Raw genomic sequence first — 20,978 nt, forward strand, 5'->3', positions numbered from 1 at the left:
ATACATACAATATCATGCAGTGGTATTTATGATGCGTAAAGAAGGTGAACACCATTGATGTTAACAGATATGCAAATCGCTGTATTGGGTGGTGATGCAAGACAACTAGAAATTGTTAAAAGATTAGCGGAATTAGACGCAAAATTATATTTAATTGGTTTTGAACAATTGGCGCAAGTGATTTCCGGTGCCGTCAAAGAAAAACTAAAGGATGTTGATTTTTCCAAGATAGATGCCGTTATTCTACCTGTTAAAGGCACAAATTTAGACGGTGAAGTGGAAACCATCTTTTCTAATGAAAATATCATTTTAACAGAACAAACCCTTCAGGAAACACCATCCCATTGTAAAATATATTCCGGGATTAGTAATCCCTATCTTGACAAACTAGTTAAAAAAGCGGATAGAGAGCTTATTCAACTATTTAAGCGAGATGACGTAGCCATTTATAATTCCATTCCAACCGTTGAAGGAACCGTGATGATGGCGATCCAAAATACCGATATTACCATCCATCAATCATCTGTCGCTGTATTAGGTTTGGGGAGGGTTGGGATGAGTGTAGCGAGAACGTTTTCTCTGTTAGGAGCAAACGTCAAAGTTGGGGCAAGGAGTCTCGCTCATCTTGCAAGAATCACGGAAATGGGACTAAAGCCTTTTCACTTAGAGAATTTAAAAGATGAAGTAAAAGACCTGGATATTTGCATTAATACGATTCCTCATCTAGTGTTGACAGCCGGAATTATCGCGGGCATGCCTACGAACACATTAATTATTGATTTAGCCTCTAAACCTGGTGGAACAGATTTTCGTTACGCTGAAAAACGTGGTGTGAAAGCGCTGCTTGCCCCTAGTCTTCCCGGTATTGTGGCACCGAAAACAGCCGGTCAAATTTTAGCCAATATTCTTTCACAGCTATTATCAGAGGATTTTGAGAATAGAAAGGAGAATTCATGAGATGGATTTACAAAATAAAAGAATTGGTTTCGGTATCACCGGATCCCATTGTACTTATGATCAAGTTGTCCCCCAAATAGAAAAATTGGTCGATTTGGGTGCGGATGTCGTCCCCGTGGTCACATTTACTGTTCAGAATACAAACACAAAATTTGGCGATGGGGCCGATTGGGTGGCAAAGGTAGAAGAAATTACAGGGAAAAAGGTCATTGATTCGATGGTCGCAGCAGAACCACTAGGGCCGAAAGAACCATTGGATTGCATGGTGATTTCTCCTTTGACAGGAAATTCTATGAGTAAATTTGCCAATGCCTTGACTGATTCACCAGTCTTGATGGCCGCGAAAGCGACTTTAAGAAATCGCCGACCTGTAGTATTAGGTATATCCACAAATGATGCTTTAGGTCTAAATGGAGTGAACTTGATGCGTTTAATTTCTGCCAAAAATATTTATTTCATTCCTTTTGGTCAGGATGATCCCATTAAAAAACCAACATCTATGGTATCAAAGATGGAATTACTTCCGGAAGCTGTGGCGGCCGCTCTAGAGGGGAATCAGTTGCAACCCATTATTAGGGAATATTCCTTCACAAACGAATAAAGGATCTTTAAAAAGTAAGGACAAGTGGATGAACAGCTAAGTTCGCGCCGTCCTGGCGCAACGCTGTTCTGACCAACGTCCTGTGGCCAACGCGGAGTCAGTACATCCTGTACAAGTCCTGATATTTCATATTGTTTTCCCGCTGAATACAAAAAAGAGACACTTTCGACTAAAGATTCGACAGCTTTTTAACAAAAAATTATCGATAGCGGCTATAAATATGATAATATATTAATATTAGTGAATAAAAACAATGGTTTGTTGGAGTGGAAGGGGAATTCAGATGTTAAATAAACAAGGCTATCATCTTGCTGTATTGGGTGCAACCGGCGCAGTGGGCAAGCAGATTATAAAAACATTGGAGAAAAGAAATTTTCCTATATCTCAATTAACCTTGCTGTCTTCAGCCCGTTCAGCCGGTACAAAAGTGAATTTTAAAGGAGAGTCTATTACTGTGCAAGAGGCTGTACCCGATTCCTTTGAAGGGGTAGATATTGCCTTATTCAGTGCAGGTGGAAGTTGGTCACAAAAATTTGCTCCGGATGCTGTCAAGCGAGGAGCGATTGTTGTGGATAATACAAGTGCTTTCCGTATGAATCCCGAAGTGCCTCTTGTTGTTCCTGAGGTGAATGAAGATAAACTTCATGATCATAAAGGAATTATCGCCAACCCTAATTGTTCCACGATTCAAATGGTCGCAACGTTAGAACCGATTCAAAAAGCATTTGGTTTGAAGAAAGTGATTGTTTCCACTTATCAAGCCGTTTCAGGCGCCGGTTCTGCAGCCATTCAAGAATTGAAAGATCAAGCGAATGCGATTTTAAATAATCAAGAATATACACCTTCCATTTTGCCTGTTGGAAGTGAAGATAAGCATTATCAAATTGCTTTTAATGTGATTCCACAAATCGATGTTTTTACAGAAAATGGGTTTACATTTGAAGAAATGAAAATGATCAATGAAACGAAAAAAATTATGGGAATGCCTGAACTAAAAGTGGCAGCAACTTGTGTGCGTCTCCCTGTTGAAACAGGCCATTCCGAATCTGTATACGTTGAATTGGATCAAGAGGATGTAACTGTGGAAGACCTACGGAAAGTTCTTATAGATGCACCGGGTATCACTCTTCAAGACCAACCTGAGGAGCAAATTTATCCAATGCCGGCAATGGCTGTAGGCAAAGATGATGTGTTCGTGGGAAGAATCAGGCAAGATCTCGATGAAAAGTCCGGCTTCCACATGTGGATTGTTTCTGATAATCTATTGAAAGGTGCCGCTTTAAATACGATTCAAATTGCTGAAAGTCTGATCAAATTAGGGCTAGTTTCCAATTAAGGGGATTGTTCATTATAGTGGGGTGTCATCATGAAAATTATCATCCAAAAATTCGGTGGAACATCAGTACAAAATTATGAAACAAGACAATATGCTCACCAGCATATTCATAATGCGATTAAAAAAGGTTATAAAGTGGTCGTAGTCGTTTCGGCCATGGGGAGAAAAGGGGCTCCATATGCAACAGATACATTATTATCACTCATAGGCGGAACGAACACCTCTTTGAATAAAAGAGAGCAGGATTTAGTGCTGTCTTGTGGTGAAATTATTTCCAGTGTTGTTTTTACGAATGAATTAAAGGAAAAAGGAATAAAAGCAACGGCTCTAACAGGAGCTCAAGCAGGTTTTGTCACAACGAATGATCATACGAATGCAAAAATCATTGAGATGAAATGCAAGAGACTCCTAAAAGAACTAGAGTTAATGGATGTGGTTGTTGTTGCTGGTTTCCAAGGAGCAACAAAGGAAGGTGATGTGACGACAATCGGTAGGGGAGGCAGTGATACATCTGCTGCAGCTCTAGGTGCTGCATTAAACGCTGAATGGATTGACATCTATACAGATGTTGATGGAATGATGACAGCAGACCCAAGACTAGTAAAGAAGGCCCGTTCCCTTTCGGCGGTCACTTATAATGAAGTATCCAATATGGCTTATGAAGGGGCTAAAGTGATCCATCCGCGAGCTGTTGAAATTGCTATGCATGCTAAAATACCGATTCGAATTCGATCCACTTATACAGATTCACCTGGAACACTTGTCACATCTTTAAATGCTCAAGCTGAAAAATTCGATGTGAAAGAAAGACTTGTAACCGGGATTGCCTATGTTCCTAATGTTTCTCAAATAAAGGTAAAAGCGAATAAAGGAGATTATAGTCTCCAATCAGAAGTGTTTAAGGCGATGGCAGATGAAGGGATTAGTATAGATTTTATTAATATATCACCTAATAATGTAATCTATACAGTTCCCTCTACTGTTTTACAAAAAGCTGTAACGGCTTTGGAGAAAATTGGTTATATTCCAACTGTGGAGAGTAACTGTGCAAAGGTATCTGTCGTTGGGGCGGGGATTACCGGAGTACCAGGAGTAACGGCAAAAATTGTTGGAGCTTTGTCTGATAAAGAAATAAGGATACTTCAATCTGCGGATAGTCATACGACCATTTGGGTCCTAGTAGAAGGGAAAGATTTAGTGGAGGCTGTAAATGCTTTACATGATGTGTTTGAACTTCAAAAAGAAGAGGTTCAATACGAACGATAAGAATGGAGGTGTTTTTTTATGGTTCATTTTGGCCGAGTGTCAACAGCAATGGTCACGCCTTTTGATCGTAAGGGGAATATTGATTTCCCAAAAACTACAAAGCTAATCCATCATTTACTTGATCATGGTAGTGATTCTCTTGTGATTGCTGGAACTACTGGCGAATCTCCGACATTGACGACAGAGGAAAAACTTGCCTTATTTGAACATGTCGTAAAAAATGTAGATGGAAGAGTCCCTGTTATTGCAGGAACAGGCAGTAATAATACTTACGCATCTTTAGAACTGACTAAGAAAGCAGAGGAAATCGGTGTAGATGCCATTATGCTAGTGGCCCCTTACTATAATAAGACAAATCAAAAAGGGCTATATGAACATTTTGCGACGATTGCACAATCTACAACTTTACCTGTCATGATCTATAATATTCCGGGCAGATCTGTTGTCAATATAGAGCCGGAGACAATGATTGAATTAGCCCATGTTGATAACATAGTAGCGGCAAAAGAAGCGAGTGGTGATCTTAATGCCATGGCTCGGATTATTGCCGAAACAGATGAGGACTTTCTTGTTTACAGTGGGGACGATAGTTTAGCCCTACCTGTAATGTCTATTGGCGGCAGCGGCGTTGTATCTGTCGCAAGTCATGTGATTGGTTCTGAAATGCAAAAAATGATTCATTTATTTGAACAAGGTGAAATTGCCCAGGCTGCACAACTTCATAGAGAGCTTTTGCCCGTTATGCGAGGTTTATTTGAAGCGCCCAGCCCCGTTCCAGTTAAAACGGCCCTGCAATTGCTTGGATTTGATGTAGGTTCCGTTCGCCTTCCACTTGTTCCTTTAACGAGTGAAGAACGAGTTAGATTGGCTGATTTGTTAGAACAGATTAGATAATTAATGAAAAACCATAAAGGGACTTTCTCAACATAAGAATTTGGCCTTTTCCTATATATAGTCGATAACTATATATTCTGGTAAATGGGCTAACTTCGTTGAGATCGTCCCTTTTGCTATTGGAGAAGTAAATAAAATTGTACAGGTCTTAAACATTCAAGTATAATGAAGCTACTGATGAAGATCGGAAATACTTGGTAGGAGGAAAAGGTTTTGGTAAAAACAAAAAATGAAGTCATCAAAGTCATACCGCTGGGGGGTGTGGGTGAGATTGGTAAAAATATGTACGTCATCGAAGTGGATTCCGAAATCTTTATAATTGATGCCGGCCTGATGTTCCCTGAAAATGAAATGTTGGGGATTGATATTGTGATTCCCGATATTACGTGGCTTGTGGAGCAGAAAGAACGAATTAAGGCGATATTTTTAACGCATGGTCATGAAGATGCGATTGGGGCATTGCCTTATATTTTTCGGAAATTAAAGGTTCCTGTCTATGGCTCGAGATTGACCATTGCTTTAGCGAAGGAAAAAATGAAAGAACATAATATGAAAACAGAAGGCTATTTTCACACGATCAAATCGAATTCTCGTGTAAAATTTGATGGTGTTCATGTGACTTTCTTTCACACGACGCACAGTATTCCTGATTCCCTTGGAGTTTGTGTGCATACGTCTGAAGGAAAAATTGTCCATACCGGAGATTTTAAATTTGACCAAGCGGCGACTGGATCATATCGTTCGGAAATAGGGAAAATGGCTCATATCGGGGAGTCCGGCGTTTTATGTCTACTATCTGATAGTACAGAAGCTGAACGGCCGGGTTTTGCTATATCAGAATCTGTTACAGGGCGAGAAATTTCAGATGCTTTCCATGCTGCCCATGGAAGGATTATCGTCGCCTGTTTCGCTTCCAATTTTATTAGAATTCAACAAGCCCTTGATGCTGCTTTTGAAAATAACAGGAAAGTAACAGTAGTCGGTAAAAGCATTGAGAAAAGCTTTGAAATCGCATTGAAAATGGGGTATATTTCGGTCAAAAATCCAGAAAATATTATCCCGATTCAAGAGATCGAAAAATATGAGGACCATGAAGTAGCCATTATATTTACAGGTGTCATGGGAGAACCCATTGAAGCACTTCAAAAAATGGCGCAGCAAAACCATAAAAAAATTAACGTGAAAAAGGGAGATACGGTTCTTATCACAGCTACCCCATCTCCGGCATTGGAAACTAGTTTGTTTAAAACGATTGACATGTTAAGCCGTGCGGGTGCAACGGTGGGATCTTCCAACCGAAAAAGTTATGTATCAGGACACGGAAGTCAAGAAGATCTGAAACTAATGTTAAATTTAATGAAGCCAAGATATTTTATTCCTATCCAGGGGGAATATAGAATGTTATACTCCCATGCTAAATTAGCTGAGGAGGTTGGGATACAAAAAGATCATATTTTTATTCCTGGAAATGGAGACGTGATTGAATATAAAAATGGGAAAATGTCTGCTGGAAAACGTGTTCAATCCGGAAATGTATTGATTGACGGGATTGGTGTCGGAGATGTTGGGAATATTGTTTTACGAGACCGTAAACTATTGTCACAAGACGGCATATTTATCGTCGTTGTCACGATTAACAAGAGAAATAAAAAAATTGCTTCTGGCCCGGAAATTATTTCTAGAGGGTTTGTTTATGTACGCGAATCTGAAAAATTGCTAGAAGAAGCCTCTAAAATTGTGCGGGGGATTGCGGAAGAAGCGATTGCAGAAAATACCTTCGACTGGACCAGCTTTAAACAGGATATTCGAGACCGATTAAACCATTTTCTATATGATCAAACGAAACGTAGACCGATGATACTTCCGATTATTATGGAAGTATAGGAAAGAAGCTGCTCTTTAACGGGGCAGCTTCTTTTCATCGAGGATGCCAAAAGACAATTTGTATGAATTTGCCTTCTCCGTTCATACTATAAATATTATCTGTTTGAGCAAGGAGGATATTATGAGTCAATCCTATAAAGCAAATGAAGAGTCTGAACAAGAACCGAATCGTCAAAATGATGAAAAAGGAGAAGGGATTGTAGAGAAAATTCAGCAACTTGGACAAACGAAAGTTCCTGAAATTTCTCAAGATAGCAATATCCATTGTTTAACAATTATTGGTCAAATTGAAGGGCATATGCAGTTACCCCCTCAAAATAAGACAACAAAGTATGAACATATCATCCCGCAATTGGTCGCAATTGAACAAAATCCGAAGATAGAGGGCTTACTTGTTGTCTTAAATACAGTTGGTGGAGATGTGGAAGCAGGCTTGGCTATTTCGGAAATGATTTCCACGATTTCGAAACCAACTGTCTCGATTGTCTTAGGCGGAGGTCATTCGATTGGCGTTCCTATTGCTGTTTCCTGTGATTATTCATACATTGCAGAAAGTGCGACTATGACGATTCACCCAATTCGTTTAACAGGGCTGGTGATTGGCGTCCCGCAATCTTTTGAATATATGGATAAAATGCAAGAACGTGTGATCAAATTTGTGACAAAGCATTCAAAGATTTCAGCAGAAGTTTTTAAGGATTTAATGTTTGCCAAAGGGAATCTAACAAGAGACATAGGGACGAATATAATCGGAGAAGATGCGGTGAAAAATGGTTTAATTGACGGGGTTGGGGGAATTGGGGATGCGATTCAAAAATTACGTGAACTCATTACAGCTAAACAGAATAAAACAATTGATGGGGACCTGATACAATGATTATTCATACGATTGTTCCTCCTGAGCTTATTTTTCAAGGGGCTGAACAAGATTTCACAAGCCAACAAATGATCACTCGAAATGGAATTCCGTTGCTCGTTGAACAAGATGACAAAATGTATAAAGTCATACGGATCATGAGTAGTAATCCGGAAGATTACTTAAGAAATGATTTATATCCTGGTGCCTTGATCTCACTTTATGACATATCCGATCATAATCATCCCTAAAGCGCTGTGAGTTTTTACTTCACAGCCTTTTTTGCATTGTAAAGGAATGTTTCCATAGGGAGACTTATCCATATATGGTATAATATACACATACGAAAAGCGCAAGAGCCTTTATAAAGGATGAACGGCTAAAGGCGCGACGACAATCGCAACGCCGTTCTGACCCGCATTTTGCGGGCCTACTTTTCCTACCAATGTTCGACAAGGTGATGATATGGCAAAAAATAAACGTAAAAGAAGAAAACGGTCTACAAAAAAAATGCAAGAAATCCTTAAATTTGAAGTGACAGGTTTTATCTTATTGGCATTAAGTTTAATTATTATTGTGACTGGTGACAAACTGTTCCCTTTAAATTATCCCTTTTATTTTTTATTTGGAGAATGGCATATTATTGGTTCATTAAGTTTGATTGGCATAAGTGGTTATATGATTATCAAGAGAGAAAGACCTACTTTTCTTGGATACCGCCTATTTGGTATTTATATCATCGTCGCCTGTTTTTTACTTCTCTCGCATATCAAGTTTTTCGACTTGAAAATAGAGAGTGGTAAAGTTCAAGGGGTCAGCATCATTGCGAATACGTTTCAAGATTTTTTTGAAATTATTAAAGGGAATACCTCGACAAAGGAATTCGGGGGCGGGATGGTTGGTGCCATCTTAACATCGGTGACATACTTTATTTTTGGATCTTTAGGAACGAAAATTCTATCTTTTTTCCTTATGGTCATTGGTGTCATTCTGATTACTGGAAAGTCGATTGGTGAAATGATTGCGAAGATTGGTAAGAAATTAGTAAGCTTTATAAAAAAACAATGGGAGATTTTCAAATCAGATGTAAAAGATTGGCGGGAAGACCAGAAAAAGAAGAAACAGGAGAAACAACAGGAAAACTCGAATAAAAGGAATGGAACAGTTGTAGAGTCGGATCAAACCCAAATTCCCATCCATCCCATAGAAGATATGGAGGAAACACCAGAGCCAATTATCTCTAGCTTTACGGAGCGTGCGTATCAGGAAATGGATCAACAGGAAGAGCAGGGAAAAGAACATCCAAATGAAACAACGGAAGAGGAACCAGTCCCTCCGATGGCCTTTACTGAGCATGAAAATAAAGATTATCAACTTCCTTCTCTTCAATTATTGAAAAGACCAAAAGCCACAGACCAAAGTAATGAATATCAATTAATTCATCAAAATGCGTCTAAGCTTGAAAAGACATTCCAAAGCTTTGGGGTAAAAGCTAGAGTCACCCAAGTTCATCTTGGTCCAGCCGTAACAAAATATGAAGTTCATCCTGAAGCAGGTGTGAAAGTTAGCCGAATCGTTAGTCTTAGTGATGATATCGCCCTTGCTTTAGCGGCAAAAGATATTCGAATGGAGGCACCCATTCCGGGGAAATCGGCTATTGGGATAGAGGTACCAAATTCTGAAATTGCGATTGTATCTCTTCGTGAAGTGTTAGAATCGAAGGAACATGATAAGCCGGATGCCAAACTTCAAATTGGCTTGGGACGTGATATTACAGGTCAAGCAGTGGTAGCAGAATTAAATAAAATGCCCCATATGCTTGTTGCAGGTGCCACAGGCAGCGGGAAAAGTGTTTGCATCAATGGCATTATTACCAGTATATTAATGAGGGCAAAACCACATGAGGTCAAGATGATGATGATAGATCCAAAAATGGTGGAATTAAATGTCTATAATGGGATTCCTCATTTATTAGCTCCGGTTGTAACGGATCCCAAAAAGGCCTCTCAAGCTTTAATGAAAGTTGTAAATGAAATGGAAAGACGTTATGAGCTATTTTCGCATACAGGAACAAGAAATATTGGGGGTTATAATGATTATATTTTAAGAACAAATGCAGAGGATGAGGAAAAACAACCTTTATTACCTTATATTGTTGTCATTGTAGATGAATTAGCAGACTTAATGATGGTCGCTTCAAATGATGTGGAGGATTCAATCACTAGACTTGCTCAAATGGCAAGAGCGGCGGGAATCCATTTAATCATCGCAACGCAGAGACCTTCAGTAGATGTCATTACAGGGGTGATTAAAGCGAATATTCCTTCTAGAATTGCCTTTGCCGTTTCATCTGCAACGGACTCCCGTACTATATTAGATTCAGGGGGGGCGGAAAAATTATTGGGTAGGGGAGATATGCTTTTCTTACCCGTCGGCGCGTCAAAACCAATTAGAGTTCAGGGAGCCTTTTTATCTGATCAGGAAGTAGAAGAGGTGGTTGAGTATGTAATTGGACAACAAAAGGCTCAATACCAGGAAGAAATGATACCAGAGGATGTGCCTGAAGTCGCAGAAAAAGTCGCAGATGAGCTTTATGATGAGGCCGTTCAATTAATAGCCGAAATGCAAACGGCATCTGTTTCGATGTTGCAGCGCCGTTTTCGGATTGGTTACACAAGGGCAGCTCGTCTAATTGACGAAATGGAAATGCGGGGAGTTGTGGGACCTTATGAAGGGAGCAAACCACGTTCTGTGTTAATTCCAAAAGGGGCCGAAGAACATTCCTCATAAGCAAAGCATGTCCGCATATTTCTTGTAAAAGAAACATAAAATAAAGTGCATCGTTTTCATGCACTTTATTATAAAAGTATTATGTAAAGTACGGAGAAACTTTTATAAACGGAGGTTTACCAATGGAATTTGAAAAAGAGCATAGGATTAAAATGAAGGGTTTTACTCTACATATGTTGCAGACAGAAAAATTTAAAACCAATACAATTGTCTGGAAAATGAAAGCTCCTCTTCAGAAGGAAACAGCAACTTTAAGAGCATTACTACCTTTGGTTATGCAAAGTAGTACAAAAAAGTATCCTACAACTGGAGCGTTACGAGGATACTTAGATCAACTTTATGGAGCATCTTTTTATGCGGAAACAGGTAAAAAAGGGGAAGAAAGCGTCATAAGCTTTACACTGGAAATCGCAAATGAGAAATATTTACAGGATAAAACCCCTCTTTTACATAAAGGGATTGAATTTTTAACGGAAGTCCTGCTCCACCCCAATGTCACGAATGATCAATTTGATGAGAAAACGATGAAGAAAGAAAAAAGGGGATTAAAAGAACGAATCCATTCCATCTATGATGATAAAATGCGTTATGCGACAGTCCGATTGGTAGAGGAAATGTGTAAGGATGAACCTTATGCCATCCAGCCAACAGGAGAACTGGAAGAAATTGATCCCATCACTGGAGAGAGGTTGTACGAATACTATCAGCAAGCTTTTAACGACGATCAAATTGACTTATACATCATTGGGGATATTGAACGTGCCGAGGTAGAAAATTTGTTCTCCACTCTATCCCTTTCTGATCGGAACTTAAAGCAAAGAAATAGACCTGCCAAAAAGGATATTCAGGAGATTCAGGTAGTAAAAGAACATCAAGAGTTAAATCAAGGAAAATTAAATATCGGTTGTCGGACAAATACCCTTTTGGGGGATGAAGATTATTTTGCCTTGCAAATGTTTAACGGTATTTTTGGTGGTTTTGCCCATTCTAAACTTTTTATTAATGTAAGGGAAAAAGAGAGCTTGGCTTATTATGCTGCAAGTAGAATCGAGAGTCATAAAGGTTTATTAATGATCATGTCGGGAATTGAAAACCAAAATTATGAGAAGGCTGTTTCCATTATTAAGGAACAGTTAGATTTGATGAAATCCGGTGAATTTACGGAACAGGAAATGAATCAAACAAAGGCAGTGATCAAAAATGAGCTTTTAGAGAGTCTTGATTCAGCTCGAGGTTATATTGAGGTTCTTTATAATAATTATGTTGGGGATTCAAATATAACATTAGTAGATTGGCTAGATAAGATTCAAACGGTCACAAAAGAACAAATTATTGATGTAGCCAAGAAAATTGAAATGGATACGATTTATTTCTTGGCTGGAACGGAAGGTGAGTAAAATGGAGAAATTGGAATTTACTCAAATTAATGAAACATTATATCATGAACAATTGGATAATGGGCTGGATGTTTATATTCTTCCAAAACCTGGGTTTAATAAATCCTATGTCACGTTTACAACAAAATATGGTTCCATTGACCATCATTTCAAGCCGCTTAATCAAACGGAATTGAAACGGGTTCCTGATGGTATTGCCCATTTTCTTGAACATAAAATGTTTGAGAAGGAGGATGGAGACACCTTTCAAACCTTCAGTAAACAAGGGGCGTCAGCAAATGCTTTTACAACTTTTAATCGGACAGCCTATTTATTTTCCAGTACAGACCATGTGCTACGTAATTTAAAAACACTGCTCGATATGGTTCAGAAACCATATTTTACAGAAAAAACGGTAGAAAAAGAAAAAGGAATTATTGGTCAAGAGATCATGATGTATGATGATAATCCTGATTGGAGAGCCTATTTTGGCACGATTGAAAATATGTACCATCATCATCCAGTTAAAATAGATATCGCAGGGACGGTTGAATCGATTTCCCATATTACGGCCGATCTGCTTTATGAGTGCTATGAGACTTTTTATCATCCTAGTAATATGATGTTATTTGTAACAGGCCCACTTGATCCAAATGAAATCATGCCATTCATTCGGGATGACCAATCAGCAAAGCAATATCGTGCTGCTTCAGAAATTGAGCGATTTTTTGAGGACGAGCCTGAAACGGTCGCGAATAAAAAACAAGTGTTAGAAATGAATGTTCAAACACCGAAATGTTTTGTCGGAATAAAGGCTTTAAATGTGGAACAAAAAGGTAGAGAAATGTTGCGCCATGAATTAGCCGTTTCCCTTTTAATGGATATGCTGTTTGGCAGAAGCTCTGAGTTGTATGAGGAATTATATGTCAATGAACTCATTGATGATTCTTTTCAGTATGAATATTCTCAAGAGCAAGGGTATGGATTTGCCGTCATTGGAGGAAACACAAAAAAACCTGATGAGCTTGCCGAAAAAATAAATGATATTCTTCTCAAAGCAAAGACAGGGGAATATTTGACAGAAGACGCTCTGGAAAGATCCAAGAAAAAGAGAATAGGTGGATTTCTACGCTCATTAAATTCTCAAGAATATATTGCCAACCAATTCACACGCTATATATTTAATGAGATGAATTTATTTGATGTTGTTCCTGTTTTGGAAGAATTAACGTTTACAGATATTTTAACAACAGCGAAGCATCTGATTGATGAAAGCCGTATGACGGTTTGTCAGGTTGTACCTAAGCCATAATACAGATGAGTGAGTATTCATTGATTAACTGCTTATACCCGGACTGGAGTTGCGCCGGGTATTTTATTTGGAATCAGGAGGTTACCATGAAGAAGTTTGCTTTGATTACTGGGGCTAGTGGAGGAATTGGCACTGCTATTGCAGAGGAATTAGCTAGTCAAGGATGGAATTTGTATTTACACTACTATAAAAACCAACAAAATATATTGGAATTAATCGATAGGATCAGTCAGTATGAGCTTGAATATATTCCCATTTATGCGGATCTTACTACAAGAGAGGGAGTAAACCAGCTTGTAGACAATATTTTCCAGATTGACGCGATCGTTTACTCGTCAGGAACGGCACCTTACGGCTTATTTACTGATTTAGAAGAAAAGACAATGGACGAAATGTTACAGCTTCATGTTAAAAGTCCGATGATACTGATTCAATCTTTATTAGCTCGTTTGTTGCAGCGCCCATCATCCCGCATTGTCCTCATTAGCTCCATATGGGGTCAAACAGGTGCAGCTTGTGAAGTCATATACTCTACGGTTAAAGGGGCACAAATCGCATTTGTGAAAGCATTAAGCAAAGAAACGGCAAGATCAAACCTCAGAATGAACTGTGTAGCTCCTGGGGCAGTTAAAACGAACATGTTGCAGCAATTGGACCCACAAGAAATAATTGAACTGGAATCAACCATTCCTGTTGGACATTTAGCTGATCCCAACGAAATTGCACATGTTGTTTCGTTTTTATTATCGGAAAAATCTTCCTATATGACAGGCCAAGTTTTAGCCGTAAATGGTGGATGGTATACGTGAAAACAAGTATTTCCAAAGTATAATGTTTTTTTGACATGCACATAATAACTTCGAAGCTTCAAAAAAAGGAGGATATGACATGTCAGTTCTTAATAATTGGGATCATTGGAAAAACTTTTTGGGTGACCAACTTGATGATGCACAAGATCAGGGAATGTCCCAACAAATTATTGATAAGATGGCTCATCATGTAGGAGATTATTTAGCAAATAATGTAGATCCGAAAAATGAACAACAACGAGTATTATCGGATTTATGGTCTGTTGCTTCAGAAGAAGAACAACAAGCCATCGCAAGGGTCATGGTAAAGCTTGTGGAAAATAACAATACAAAATAAAAGCAAAAGCGCAAGCGCCCGTTTAGCGACGTACAAATTTAAATATAAGGATGAACAGCTAAATTCGCGCCGTCCTGGCGCAACGCTGTTCTGACCAACATCCTGTTGGCCTGAGATAAAGGAAACACGGCGAAGAATGAGCCTGGCTTCCTTATCGTAGGAAGAAGTCGTAAATTTGCTAGTCGCTGGGCGCTGGAGCTGGATGTCAACCGTAGCGTAGCAAAAGCGCAAGCGCCCGAAATGGACTGTGTTCTAAGGAACGACTCTTTAGAACCAGTCCTTTTTTTATTCAGTAAAAATATGTTTTTCTTTCAAATTATATGATTATCCGCTATTATATTAACTAGACATCAATGCATAAGACCGGGTTGTTATCAAGGAGTGGTTTTGAAGTATGGATCGGAAAGAATGGTATTTAGAATACGAAATTACAATTGACCGGCCCGGCCTTTTGGGAGATATTTCTTCTTTATTAGGAATGTTATCTATCAATATTATTAGCATTAATGGAATTGATAGTGGCAGACGCGGCCTTTTAATACGTGCGAGTAATGAGGTTCAAATAAAAAGATTAGAATCAATATTAGAAACAGTTGATCCCATTAAAGTGACAAAAATAAGGGAGCCAAAGCTTCGAGATCGTTTAGCTGTCAGACATGGTCGCTATATTCAAAGAGATATGGATGATAAAAAGACCTTTCGTTTTGTTCGTGCCGAACTCGGACTTCTTGTTGATTTTATGGCTGAATTATTTAAACAAGAGGGACATAAACTAATCGGGATTAGAGGTATGCCAAGAGTAGGTAAAACGGAATCTGTGGTTGCCTCAAGTGTTTGTGCAAATAAAAAGTGGCTTTTTGTCTCGTCCACCTTATTAAAACAAACGATACGAAAAGAATTAATTAAGGATGAATACAACTCCGATAATATCTTTATTATTGATGGTATTGTTTCGAGAAAACGGGCAGACGAAAGGCATTTGCAACTTGTCCGAGAAATTATGCGTCTACCCGCTGTAAAAGTAATTGAACATCCAGATATCTTTGTTCAGCATTCTGAATACTCGATGGAGGACTTTGATTATATTATTGAATTGAGAAACACTCATGATGAAAAAATTACATACGAAGCTGTTTCACAAAATAATTTTTTTAGTGAACCAGACTTCGGATTTGATTTTTAGGATGGGCAGGTGTTGGAATTGTCAGATTTAGGAAGCAGACTGAGGATGGCCCGGGAAGAAAAAAGTCTAACCTTAGACGAACTTCAAACCATTACAAGAATACAGAAAAGGTATTTGTCTGCGATTGAGGAAGGAAATTTTGATATTATGCCGGGGAAATTTTATACCCGAGCATTTATTAAGCAATATGCTGAAGCGGTAGATCTTGAGCCAGAGATACTTTTTGAGGAATATAAAAATGAAATCCCTGTAGCTTATGAAGACGATTTGCCTGAAAAACTAACACGTGTACAATCGCGGAATGCTGTTGCGCGAAAAAGTTCAAAAATAGTAGAATTATTTCCTAGAATTTTAATGGTTATTTTCTTTTTAGCTATGCTCGTTCTGATTTGGTATTTAGTCACCCATTTCCTTCTAGTTGGCGATAAAAAACCAGTAGAGGAGCAAAATAAAGCCGTCGGTATTACAGAATCAGGCGATGTGTCTCCTCCTAAGGAGGATGAGGAAAAGACTGATTCAGGGGAACACAAGGATTCAAAGGCTGATGCTGATCAACCGGAGGAAGATACGGAGCAGGATGAGGAGCAGAAAATAACGGTTGAAGGAGTTACTGGAGACACGACCACTTATCAGGTTTCCAATGCAAAAAAATATGAAATCACGGTCAAAGCAGTTGCTTCTGGGGAAGCCTGGATAAAAGTAACAAATAATGGAGAAAAGCAGTTTGCCTCGAAAAAAATAGCCGACGGAGAAAGTGAAACCTTTGATTTTTCGGATGAATCAGAAGCTTATATCCGGACGGGTAGGTCTACGGAAACTGAAATTTATGTGAACGATGAAAAATTAGAATTTGAATCGGAGCAGACTGTACAAAATATTATTATAAAGTTTAATAAAGCGGAATAATTTCCTTCCGCTTTTTTCCGTCGCTTAACGCGAGTTTTTCACCATATAAAAATTAGTGGTTTAATAATTGAGACTTGCTTCGACTGGGAGGACCTTAGTTCATGAATGTACCGAATAAGATAACAATATCTAGAATCTTTTTGATCCCGATTTTTGTCATTTTTATGCTCGTTCCTTTTCCTTGGGGGACCATGCCTCTTCCGGGAACAGAACTTGAAATCGCTCATTTTATTGGCGCTTTAATTTTTATCATCGCCTCTGTAACCGACTGGGTAGATGGATATTATGCGCGAAAATATCAATTAGTGACAACACTCGGGAAATTTTTAGATCCACTTGCTGATAAGTTATTAGTTTCTGCAGCTCTAATTATTTTAGTGGAATTACAATTGGCTCCTTCATGGATTGTGATTATTATTATTAGCCGTGAATTTGCCGTTACTGGCTTGCGGCTTGTATTGGCGGGATCTGGGGAAGTCGTTGCTGCCAATATGCTAGGGAAAATCAAAACGTGGAGTCAAATTATTGCCATCTCATTACTGCTTCTTCATAATATCTTTTTTGAGGCGATTGGCTTTCCGTTTGCTTCGATCGCCTTATGGATAGCAATGTTTTTTACTATCTGGTCTGGTTATGATTATTTTTATAAAAACCGGGCAGCTTTTTTAAACTCAAAATAAAGGGAAACTTCAATCCGTGGGGGTTTTCTTCCATCCTCAACTGATTGGGGTCTTACTGCCAGTTAATTCGGATAAAGGGATACAAAGATTCTGAAACAGGAAGGAATTTGCAGGGATGAATGCGGAAATTATAGCAGTTGGAACAGAACTATTACTGGGTCAAATTGTCAATTCGAATGCTCAATTCTTATCTCGTGAGTTGGCTGAATTAGGGGTTCATGTTTATTATCATACTGTTGTAGGTGATAACCCCAGGCGACTCGAAAAAGCTATCTCCGCCGCTGAAGAAAGAGCAGACCTTATTATCTTTACAGGTGGATTGGGACCGACCAAGGATGATTTAACGAAAGAAGTAATCGCAAAACATATTGGGAAACAACTTGTAGAAGACACTCATGCGATGGAAGCCATTACTTCCTATTTTCAAAAAACAGGAAGGAAAATGTCTGAAAATAATAAAAAGCAAGCACTTGTTTTGGAGGGAGCTATAGTTCTTCCCAATGAACATGGAATGGCACCTGGGATGTTTGTGAAACAAGCCCATCACCTTTACATGTTATTGCCAGGACCCCCTCATGAAATGCAACCAATGTTACGGAAATATGGTGCCCCTACCATTTTGGATCAATTGGAATCACGCGAAAGAATTGAATCAAGGGTGTTACGCTACTTCGGAATTGGAGAATCTCAGCTAGAGATGGAAATCGAAGATCTAATTGATGCCCAGACGAATCCGACAATTGCTCCTCTTGCAGGTGATAATGAAGTAACGATTCGAATCACTGCGCGAGATCGTTCACAAGAAAGGGCCACCCAATTAATCGATGAAATGGAAAGTAAAATTAATAACAGAGTTGGCGAATTTTTTTATGGTTATGATCAAACGACGATCATGAAAGAACTCCTCACTGTGTTGGATAAAAAAAAGTTGACGATCGCAGCAGCGGAAAGTTTAACAGGGGGAATGTTTCAGTCGGAAATGACTGGGATAACAGGTGTAAGCACAATGTTAATCGGTGGGGTTGTTTGCTATTCCAGTCAATCTAAAATAAAATTATGCCATGTGAAGGAAGAAACAATTGAGAAACATGGTGTAGTGAGTGAACAATGTGCAATTGAACTAGCGGAAAATATTCGAATGATTCTTGGCACAAATATAGGAATTAGTTTTACGGGAGTAGCCGGTCCCGATTCGCTGGAAGGGCATCCTGCTGGACTGGTGTGGATCGGTATTTCCTTTGACGACCGCCCAACCAAAACCTATCAATTGAATCTCTCTGGCTCAAGAATTGGAAACCAAAAAAGAACCGTAAGATATGGGTGTCATTATCTATTAAAAGAATTAACAAACTAAGAATACTAAGCGCGCTTTTTAAATGTTAAAATAAAGAATTGCAACGGAAATTTGTTGGAAAATAGGTTTTTCCCTTAGGGAAAAACCTATTTTGCGCTTATTATAGCGATGAAAATTGCAGAATAAATGTTCGACTTTTCTCTTGGCAAACAGAATGAAAAGCTTTATACTAGAATTAGCTCTTAAAGGCTATAGTGATCATTTTAATAGAATATAATAGGGAGGAAATAAAGTGAGTGATCGTCAAAAAGCACTAGACTTGGCCTTAAAACAAATTGAAAAACAGTTTGGAAAAGGCTCTGTTATGAAACTAGGAGAACAGACAGACCGGAGAATTTCCACTGTATCAAGTGGTTCTCTTGCTCTTGATATTGCATTAGGTGTTGGAGGGTATCCAAGGGGACGGGTCATCGAAATCTATGGTCCTGAAAGCTCCGGTAAAACAACCGTTGCTCTTCATGCCATCGCAGAAGTACAAGCGAATGGCGGGCAAGCAGCTTTTATAGACGCTGAAAATGCGCTCGATCCTGTATATGCTCAGAAACTAGGCGTCAATATTGATGAGCTTCTACTCTCTCAACCTGATACGGGGGAGCAGGGCTTGGAAATTGCGGAAGCTCTTGTTAGAAGTGGTGCGATTGAAATTATTATCATTGACTCTGTTGCCGCCTTGGTTCCAAAGGCTGAAATTGAAGGAGAAATGGGAGATGCCCATGTTGGCTTGCAGGCGCGACTGATGTCCCAGGCACTTAGAAAATTATCCGGTGCGATTAATAAGTCAAATACAATCGCTATTTTTATTAATCAAATCCGTGAGAAGGTAGGAGTCATGTTCGGAAATCAACTTCAAACTGCTTAAGCTTTCAAAGCTGTTGTACGATACAAATGACCATTGAAAAATTAATGGGGAGAAAAGTTTCATGGCTGTAAAAATAAAAAATAGACTTTTTAAAAATGTAGATTCGTGGCAAGTTGATTATATTAAGAGACACTCGGAAAAAAACTCAAAGATATTGGTGAGGCTATAAATCTTGATGAAAGACGGGTTAGTGAAATTATTAAATTACTTGGTATTCCAAGGGAAAGACATTGGAAGATTTATTTACCCAAAACGAACGAAGTGGAAGAAGAATTAAAAAATCCTTATCTTTCTCATGTGGAGATAGCCTGTAAGTATAAAGTGTCAGAAACTTGTGTAGCAAAGAGAAGAAAAGAACTTGGGGTAAATTCAAGAAGGAAAAATTATGACACCTTGATTGAAAAACAAGTTGAAGGAATTCTTCTTGAGCTCGATTTAGCATTTTTAAAACAAAAGCGCTTTGGAAGATGGTCGGTAGATTTTTATCTTGGAAGAAAATATTGCATAGACGTTCATGGAGAGTGGGCGCATTCCAAGCCAAAAATCATCGAAAGAGATATACGAAAAAAAGCCTATTTTAAAGCACATTCTATTAATTATTTGGTCATTAAGGAAAAGGAATTACAGCAACCGAAAAAAGTAATAAATAGAATTAAGCAGTTTACTCTGGGTTTCCCATGTTAGTGATAGCATGAAAAAAACCTTGTGAACCCTATTGCCTAGGGGTGTGGTTGCAAAACTGCTAACGGTGAAGCCCTCCAATTATTGGGTAATACCGTGCCAAGCCTTACGAAACTTAGTAAGGAAGGTGTAGAGACTACCAAAAAGGACCGATTGGTTAACTGAGTAGGGTACGGCAGAGGATAGGCTCCTGTCGGAAGTGCAAGGCTCTCTAATATAGAGATGAAGAGATAGTCCATACTATAGAAATGGTAAATCTATAGATTATGCCAGAGACAACACCAGGCGGAAGGGCGCTAAAATTCTACTCGTCCATCCGCCTTGAAGTTCGCCGTGCCGAACAACTCAAGCAAGGACAAGATATTGTTGGGAACCGAACTAAAGTGAAGGTCGTCAAAAACAAAGTCGCTCCCCCATTCCGAACGGCCGAAGTGGATATTATGTACGGTGAAGGGATTTCGCGTGAAGGTGAAATCATTGATATGGGCTCGGAACTTGATATTGTCCAAAAAAGTGGTTCTTGGTACTCTTATAATGAAGAGCGCCTTGGCCAAGGGCGTGAAAACGCAAAGCAATTTCTAAAGGAAAATGCAGAACTAAGAAATGAAATAATGCTTAAAATTCGAGATTACTATGAATTGGATAAAACCAAGACATCATCCCCAGAAACAGAAGAGGAGAGTCAAGAAGAGTTTAGCCTTTTAGAGGAATAATTTTGATTTGAAAAAACAAAGTCATAATCTGTGGTGACTTTGTTTTTCTCTGTATAGAGGAAAAGCAGCTCTGAGGAGTAAAAATTCTTCGTGATAATTTTAAAAAACTCTTCCCTAAAATAGGCTAGTTATAAGATAATCTAACTGTAGAATGACTACAAACAGCATATTTCGGGGAGGACTT

18 protein-coding genes and 2 pseudogenes are annotated in these 20,978 nt (G+C 38.8%); all 20 read left to right on the forward strand.

The genetic code is table 11. The annotated features are described in order from the left end of the window. Positions 1–57 precede the first annotated feature (57 nt). A complete protein-coding gene (gene dpaA / locus MUB24_RS01940) occupies positions 58–957 on the forward strand; it encodes a dipicolinic acid synthetase subunit A (RefSeq protein ID WP_244700555.1) in 900 nt (299 codons plus the stop codon). A 1-nt stretch (position 958) separates the two neighbouring features. Continuing rightward, positions 959–1,558 (forward strand): dipicolinate synthase subunit B, encoded by a 600-nt coding sequence (dpaB, locus tag MUB24_RS01945; protein ID WP_244700445.1) that lies wholly within the window; start codon positions 959–961, stop codon positions 1,556–1,558. A 283-nt stretch (positions 1,559–1,841) separates the two neighbouring features. Continuing rightward, positions 1,842–2,894: an aspartate-semialdehyde dehydrogenase gene (gene asd / locus MUB24_RS01950; protein WP_244700447.1), complete on the forward strand. Its 1,053-nt coding sequence runs from the start codon at positions 1,842–1,844 to the stop codon at positions 2,892–2,894. A 30-nt stretch (positions 2,895–2,924) separates the two neighbouring features. Further along, positions 2,925–4,160, forward strand: coding sequence for an aspartate kinase (gene dapG / locus MUB24_RS01955; RefSeq protein ID WP_244700450.1), 1,236 nt, complete (start codon positions 2,925–2,927; stop codon positions 4,158–4,160). An 18-nt stretch (positions 4,161–4,178) separates the two neighbouring features. After that, positions 4,179–5,054 (forward strand): 4-hydroxy-tetrahydrodipicolinate synthase, encoded by an 876-nt coding sequence (gene dapA, locus MUB24_RS01960; RefSeq protein ID WP_244700453.1) that lies wholly within the window; start codon positions 4,179–4,181, stop codon positions 5,052–5,054. Positions 5,055–5,267: 213 nt separating this feature from the next. Then, positions 5,268–6,938, forward strand: coding sequence for a ribonuclease J (locus tag MUB24_RS01965; protein ID WP_244700456.1), 1,671 nt, complete (start codon positions 5,268–5,270; stop codon positions 6,936–6,938). 121 nt (positions 6,939–7,059) lie between these two features. Next, positions 7,060–7,815 carry a ClpP family protease gene (locus MUB24_RS01970; protein WP_244700458.1) on the forward strand — a complete coding sequence of 252 codons (756 nt, stop codon included), beginning with the start codon at positions 7,060–7,062 and terminating at the stop codon, positions 7,813–7,815. Continuing rightward, positions 7,812–8,045 (forward strand): YlzJ-like family protein, encoded by a 234-nt coding sequence (locus MUB24_RS01975; protein WP_244700460.1) that lies wholly within the window; start codon positions 7,812–7,814, stop codon positions 8,043–8,045. The genes MUB24_RS01970 and MUB24_RS01975 overlap by 4 nt, the downstream gene beginning before the upstream one ends. 214 nt (positions 8,046–8,259) lie before the next feature. Further along, positions 8,260–10,584: an FtsK/SpoIIIE family DNA translocase gene (locus MUB24_RS01980; RefSeq protein ID WP_244700462.1), complete on the forward strand. Its 2,325-nt coding sequence runs from the start codon at positions 8,260–8,262 to the stop codon at positions 10,582–10,584. Positions 10,585–10,706: 122 nt separating this feature from the next. Next, positions 10,707–11,981 (forward strand): EF-P 5-aminopentanol modification-associated protein YfmF, encoded by a 1,275-nt coding sequence (gene yfmF / locus MUB24_RS01985; protein WP_244700464.1) that lies wholly within the window; start codon positions 10,707–10,709, stop codon positions 11,979–11,981. A gap of 1 nt (position 11,982) precedes the next feature. Then, entirely contained in the window at positions 11,983–13,272 is a 1,290-nt protein-coding gene (yfmH, locus tag MUB24_RS01990) for an EF-P 5-aminopentanol modification-associated protein YfmH (RefSeq protein ID WP_244700466.1), read from the forward strand. An 86-nt stretch (positions 13,273–13,358) separates the two neighbouring features. Then, on the forward strand, positions 13,359–14,081 hold the full coding sequence (ymfI, locus tag MUB24_RS01995; protein WP_244700468.1) for an elongation factor P 5-aminopentanone reductase: 723 nt from the start codon (positions 13,359–13,361) through the stop codon (positions 14,079–14,081). Between the two features lie 79 nt (positions 14,082–14,160). Continuing rightward, entirely contained in the window at positions 14,161–14,418 is a 258-nt protein-coding gene (locus tag MUB24_RS02000) for a DUF3243 domain-containing protein (protein ID WP_244700470.1), read from the forward strand. Between the two features lie 394 nt (positions 14,419–14,812). Next, complete coding sequence (locus MUB24_RS02005) at positions 14,813–15,601, forward strand: DUF3388 domain-containing protein (protein ID WP_244700473.1); 789 nt, start codon at positions 14,813–14,815, stop codon at positions 15,599–15,601. A gap of 12 nt (positions 15,602–15,613) precedes the next feature. Next, positions 15,614–16,507 (forward strand): helix-turn-helix domain-containing protein, encoded by an 894-nt coding sequence (locus MUB24_RS02010; protein WP_244700477.1) that lies wholly within the window; start codon positions 15,614–15,616, stop codon positions 16,505–16,507. A 101-nt stretch (positions 16,508–16,608) separates the two neighbouring features. Continuing rightward, positions 16,609–17,187 (forward strand): CDP-diacylglycerol--glycerol-3-phosphate 3-phosphatidyltransferase, encoded by a 579-nt coding sequence (gene pgsA, locus MUB24_RS02015; protein WP_244700481.1) that lies wholly within the window; start codon positions 16,609–16,611, stop codon positions 17,185–17,187. A 115-nt stretch (positions 17,188–17,302) separates the two neighbouring features. After that, a complete protein-coding gene (locus tag MUB24_RS02020; protein WP_244700482.1) occupies positions 17,303–18,541 on the forward strand; it encodes a competence/damage-inducible protein A in 1,239 nt (412 codons plus the stop codon). Between the two features lie 232 nt (positions 18,542–18,773). Beyond that, positions 18,774–19,382 (forward strand): annotated as a pseudogene (gene recA, locus MUB24_RS02025) (recombinase RecA); the annotation flags it as partial. Positions 19,383–19,661: 279 nt separating this feature from the next. Next, positions 19,662–20,084: an endonuclease domain-containing protein gene (locus MUB24_RS02030; protein ID WP_244700484.1), complete on the forward strand. Its 423-nt coding sequence runs from the start codon at positions 19,662–19,664 to the stop codon at positions 20,082–20,084. 266 nt (positions 20,085–20,350) lie between these two features. Then, positions 20,351–20,794 (forward strand): annotated as a pseudogene (locus tag MUB24_RS02035) (recombinase RecA family protein); the annotation flags it as partial. Positions 20,795–20,978: the final 184 nt, after the last annotated feature.

The organism is Lederbergia sp. NSJ-179 (assembly GCF_022867885.1).
In the GTDB taxonomy this organism is placed as follows: Bacteria; Bacillota; Bacilli; order Bacillales; family Bacillaceae_C; genus Lederbergia.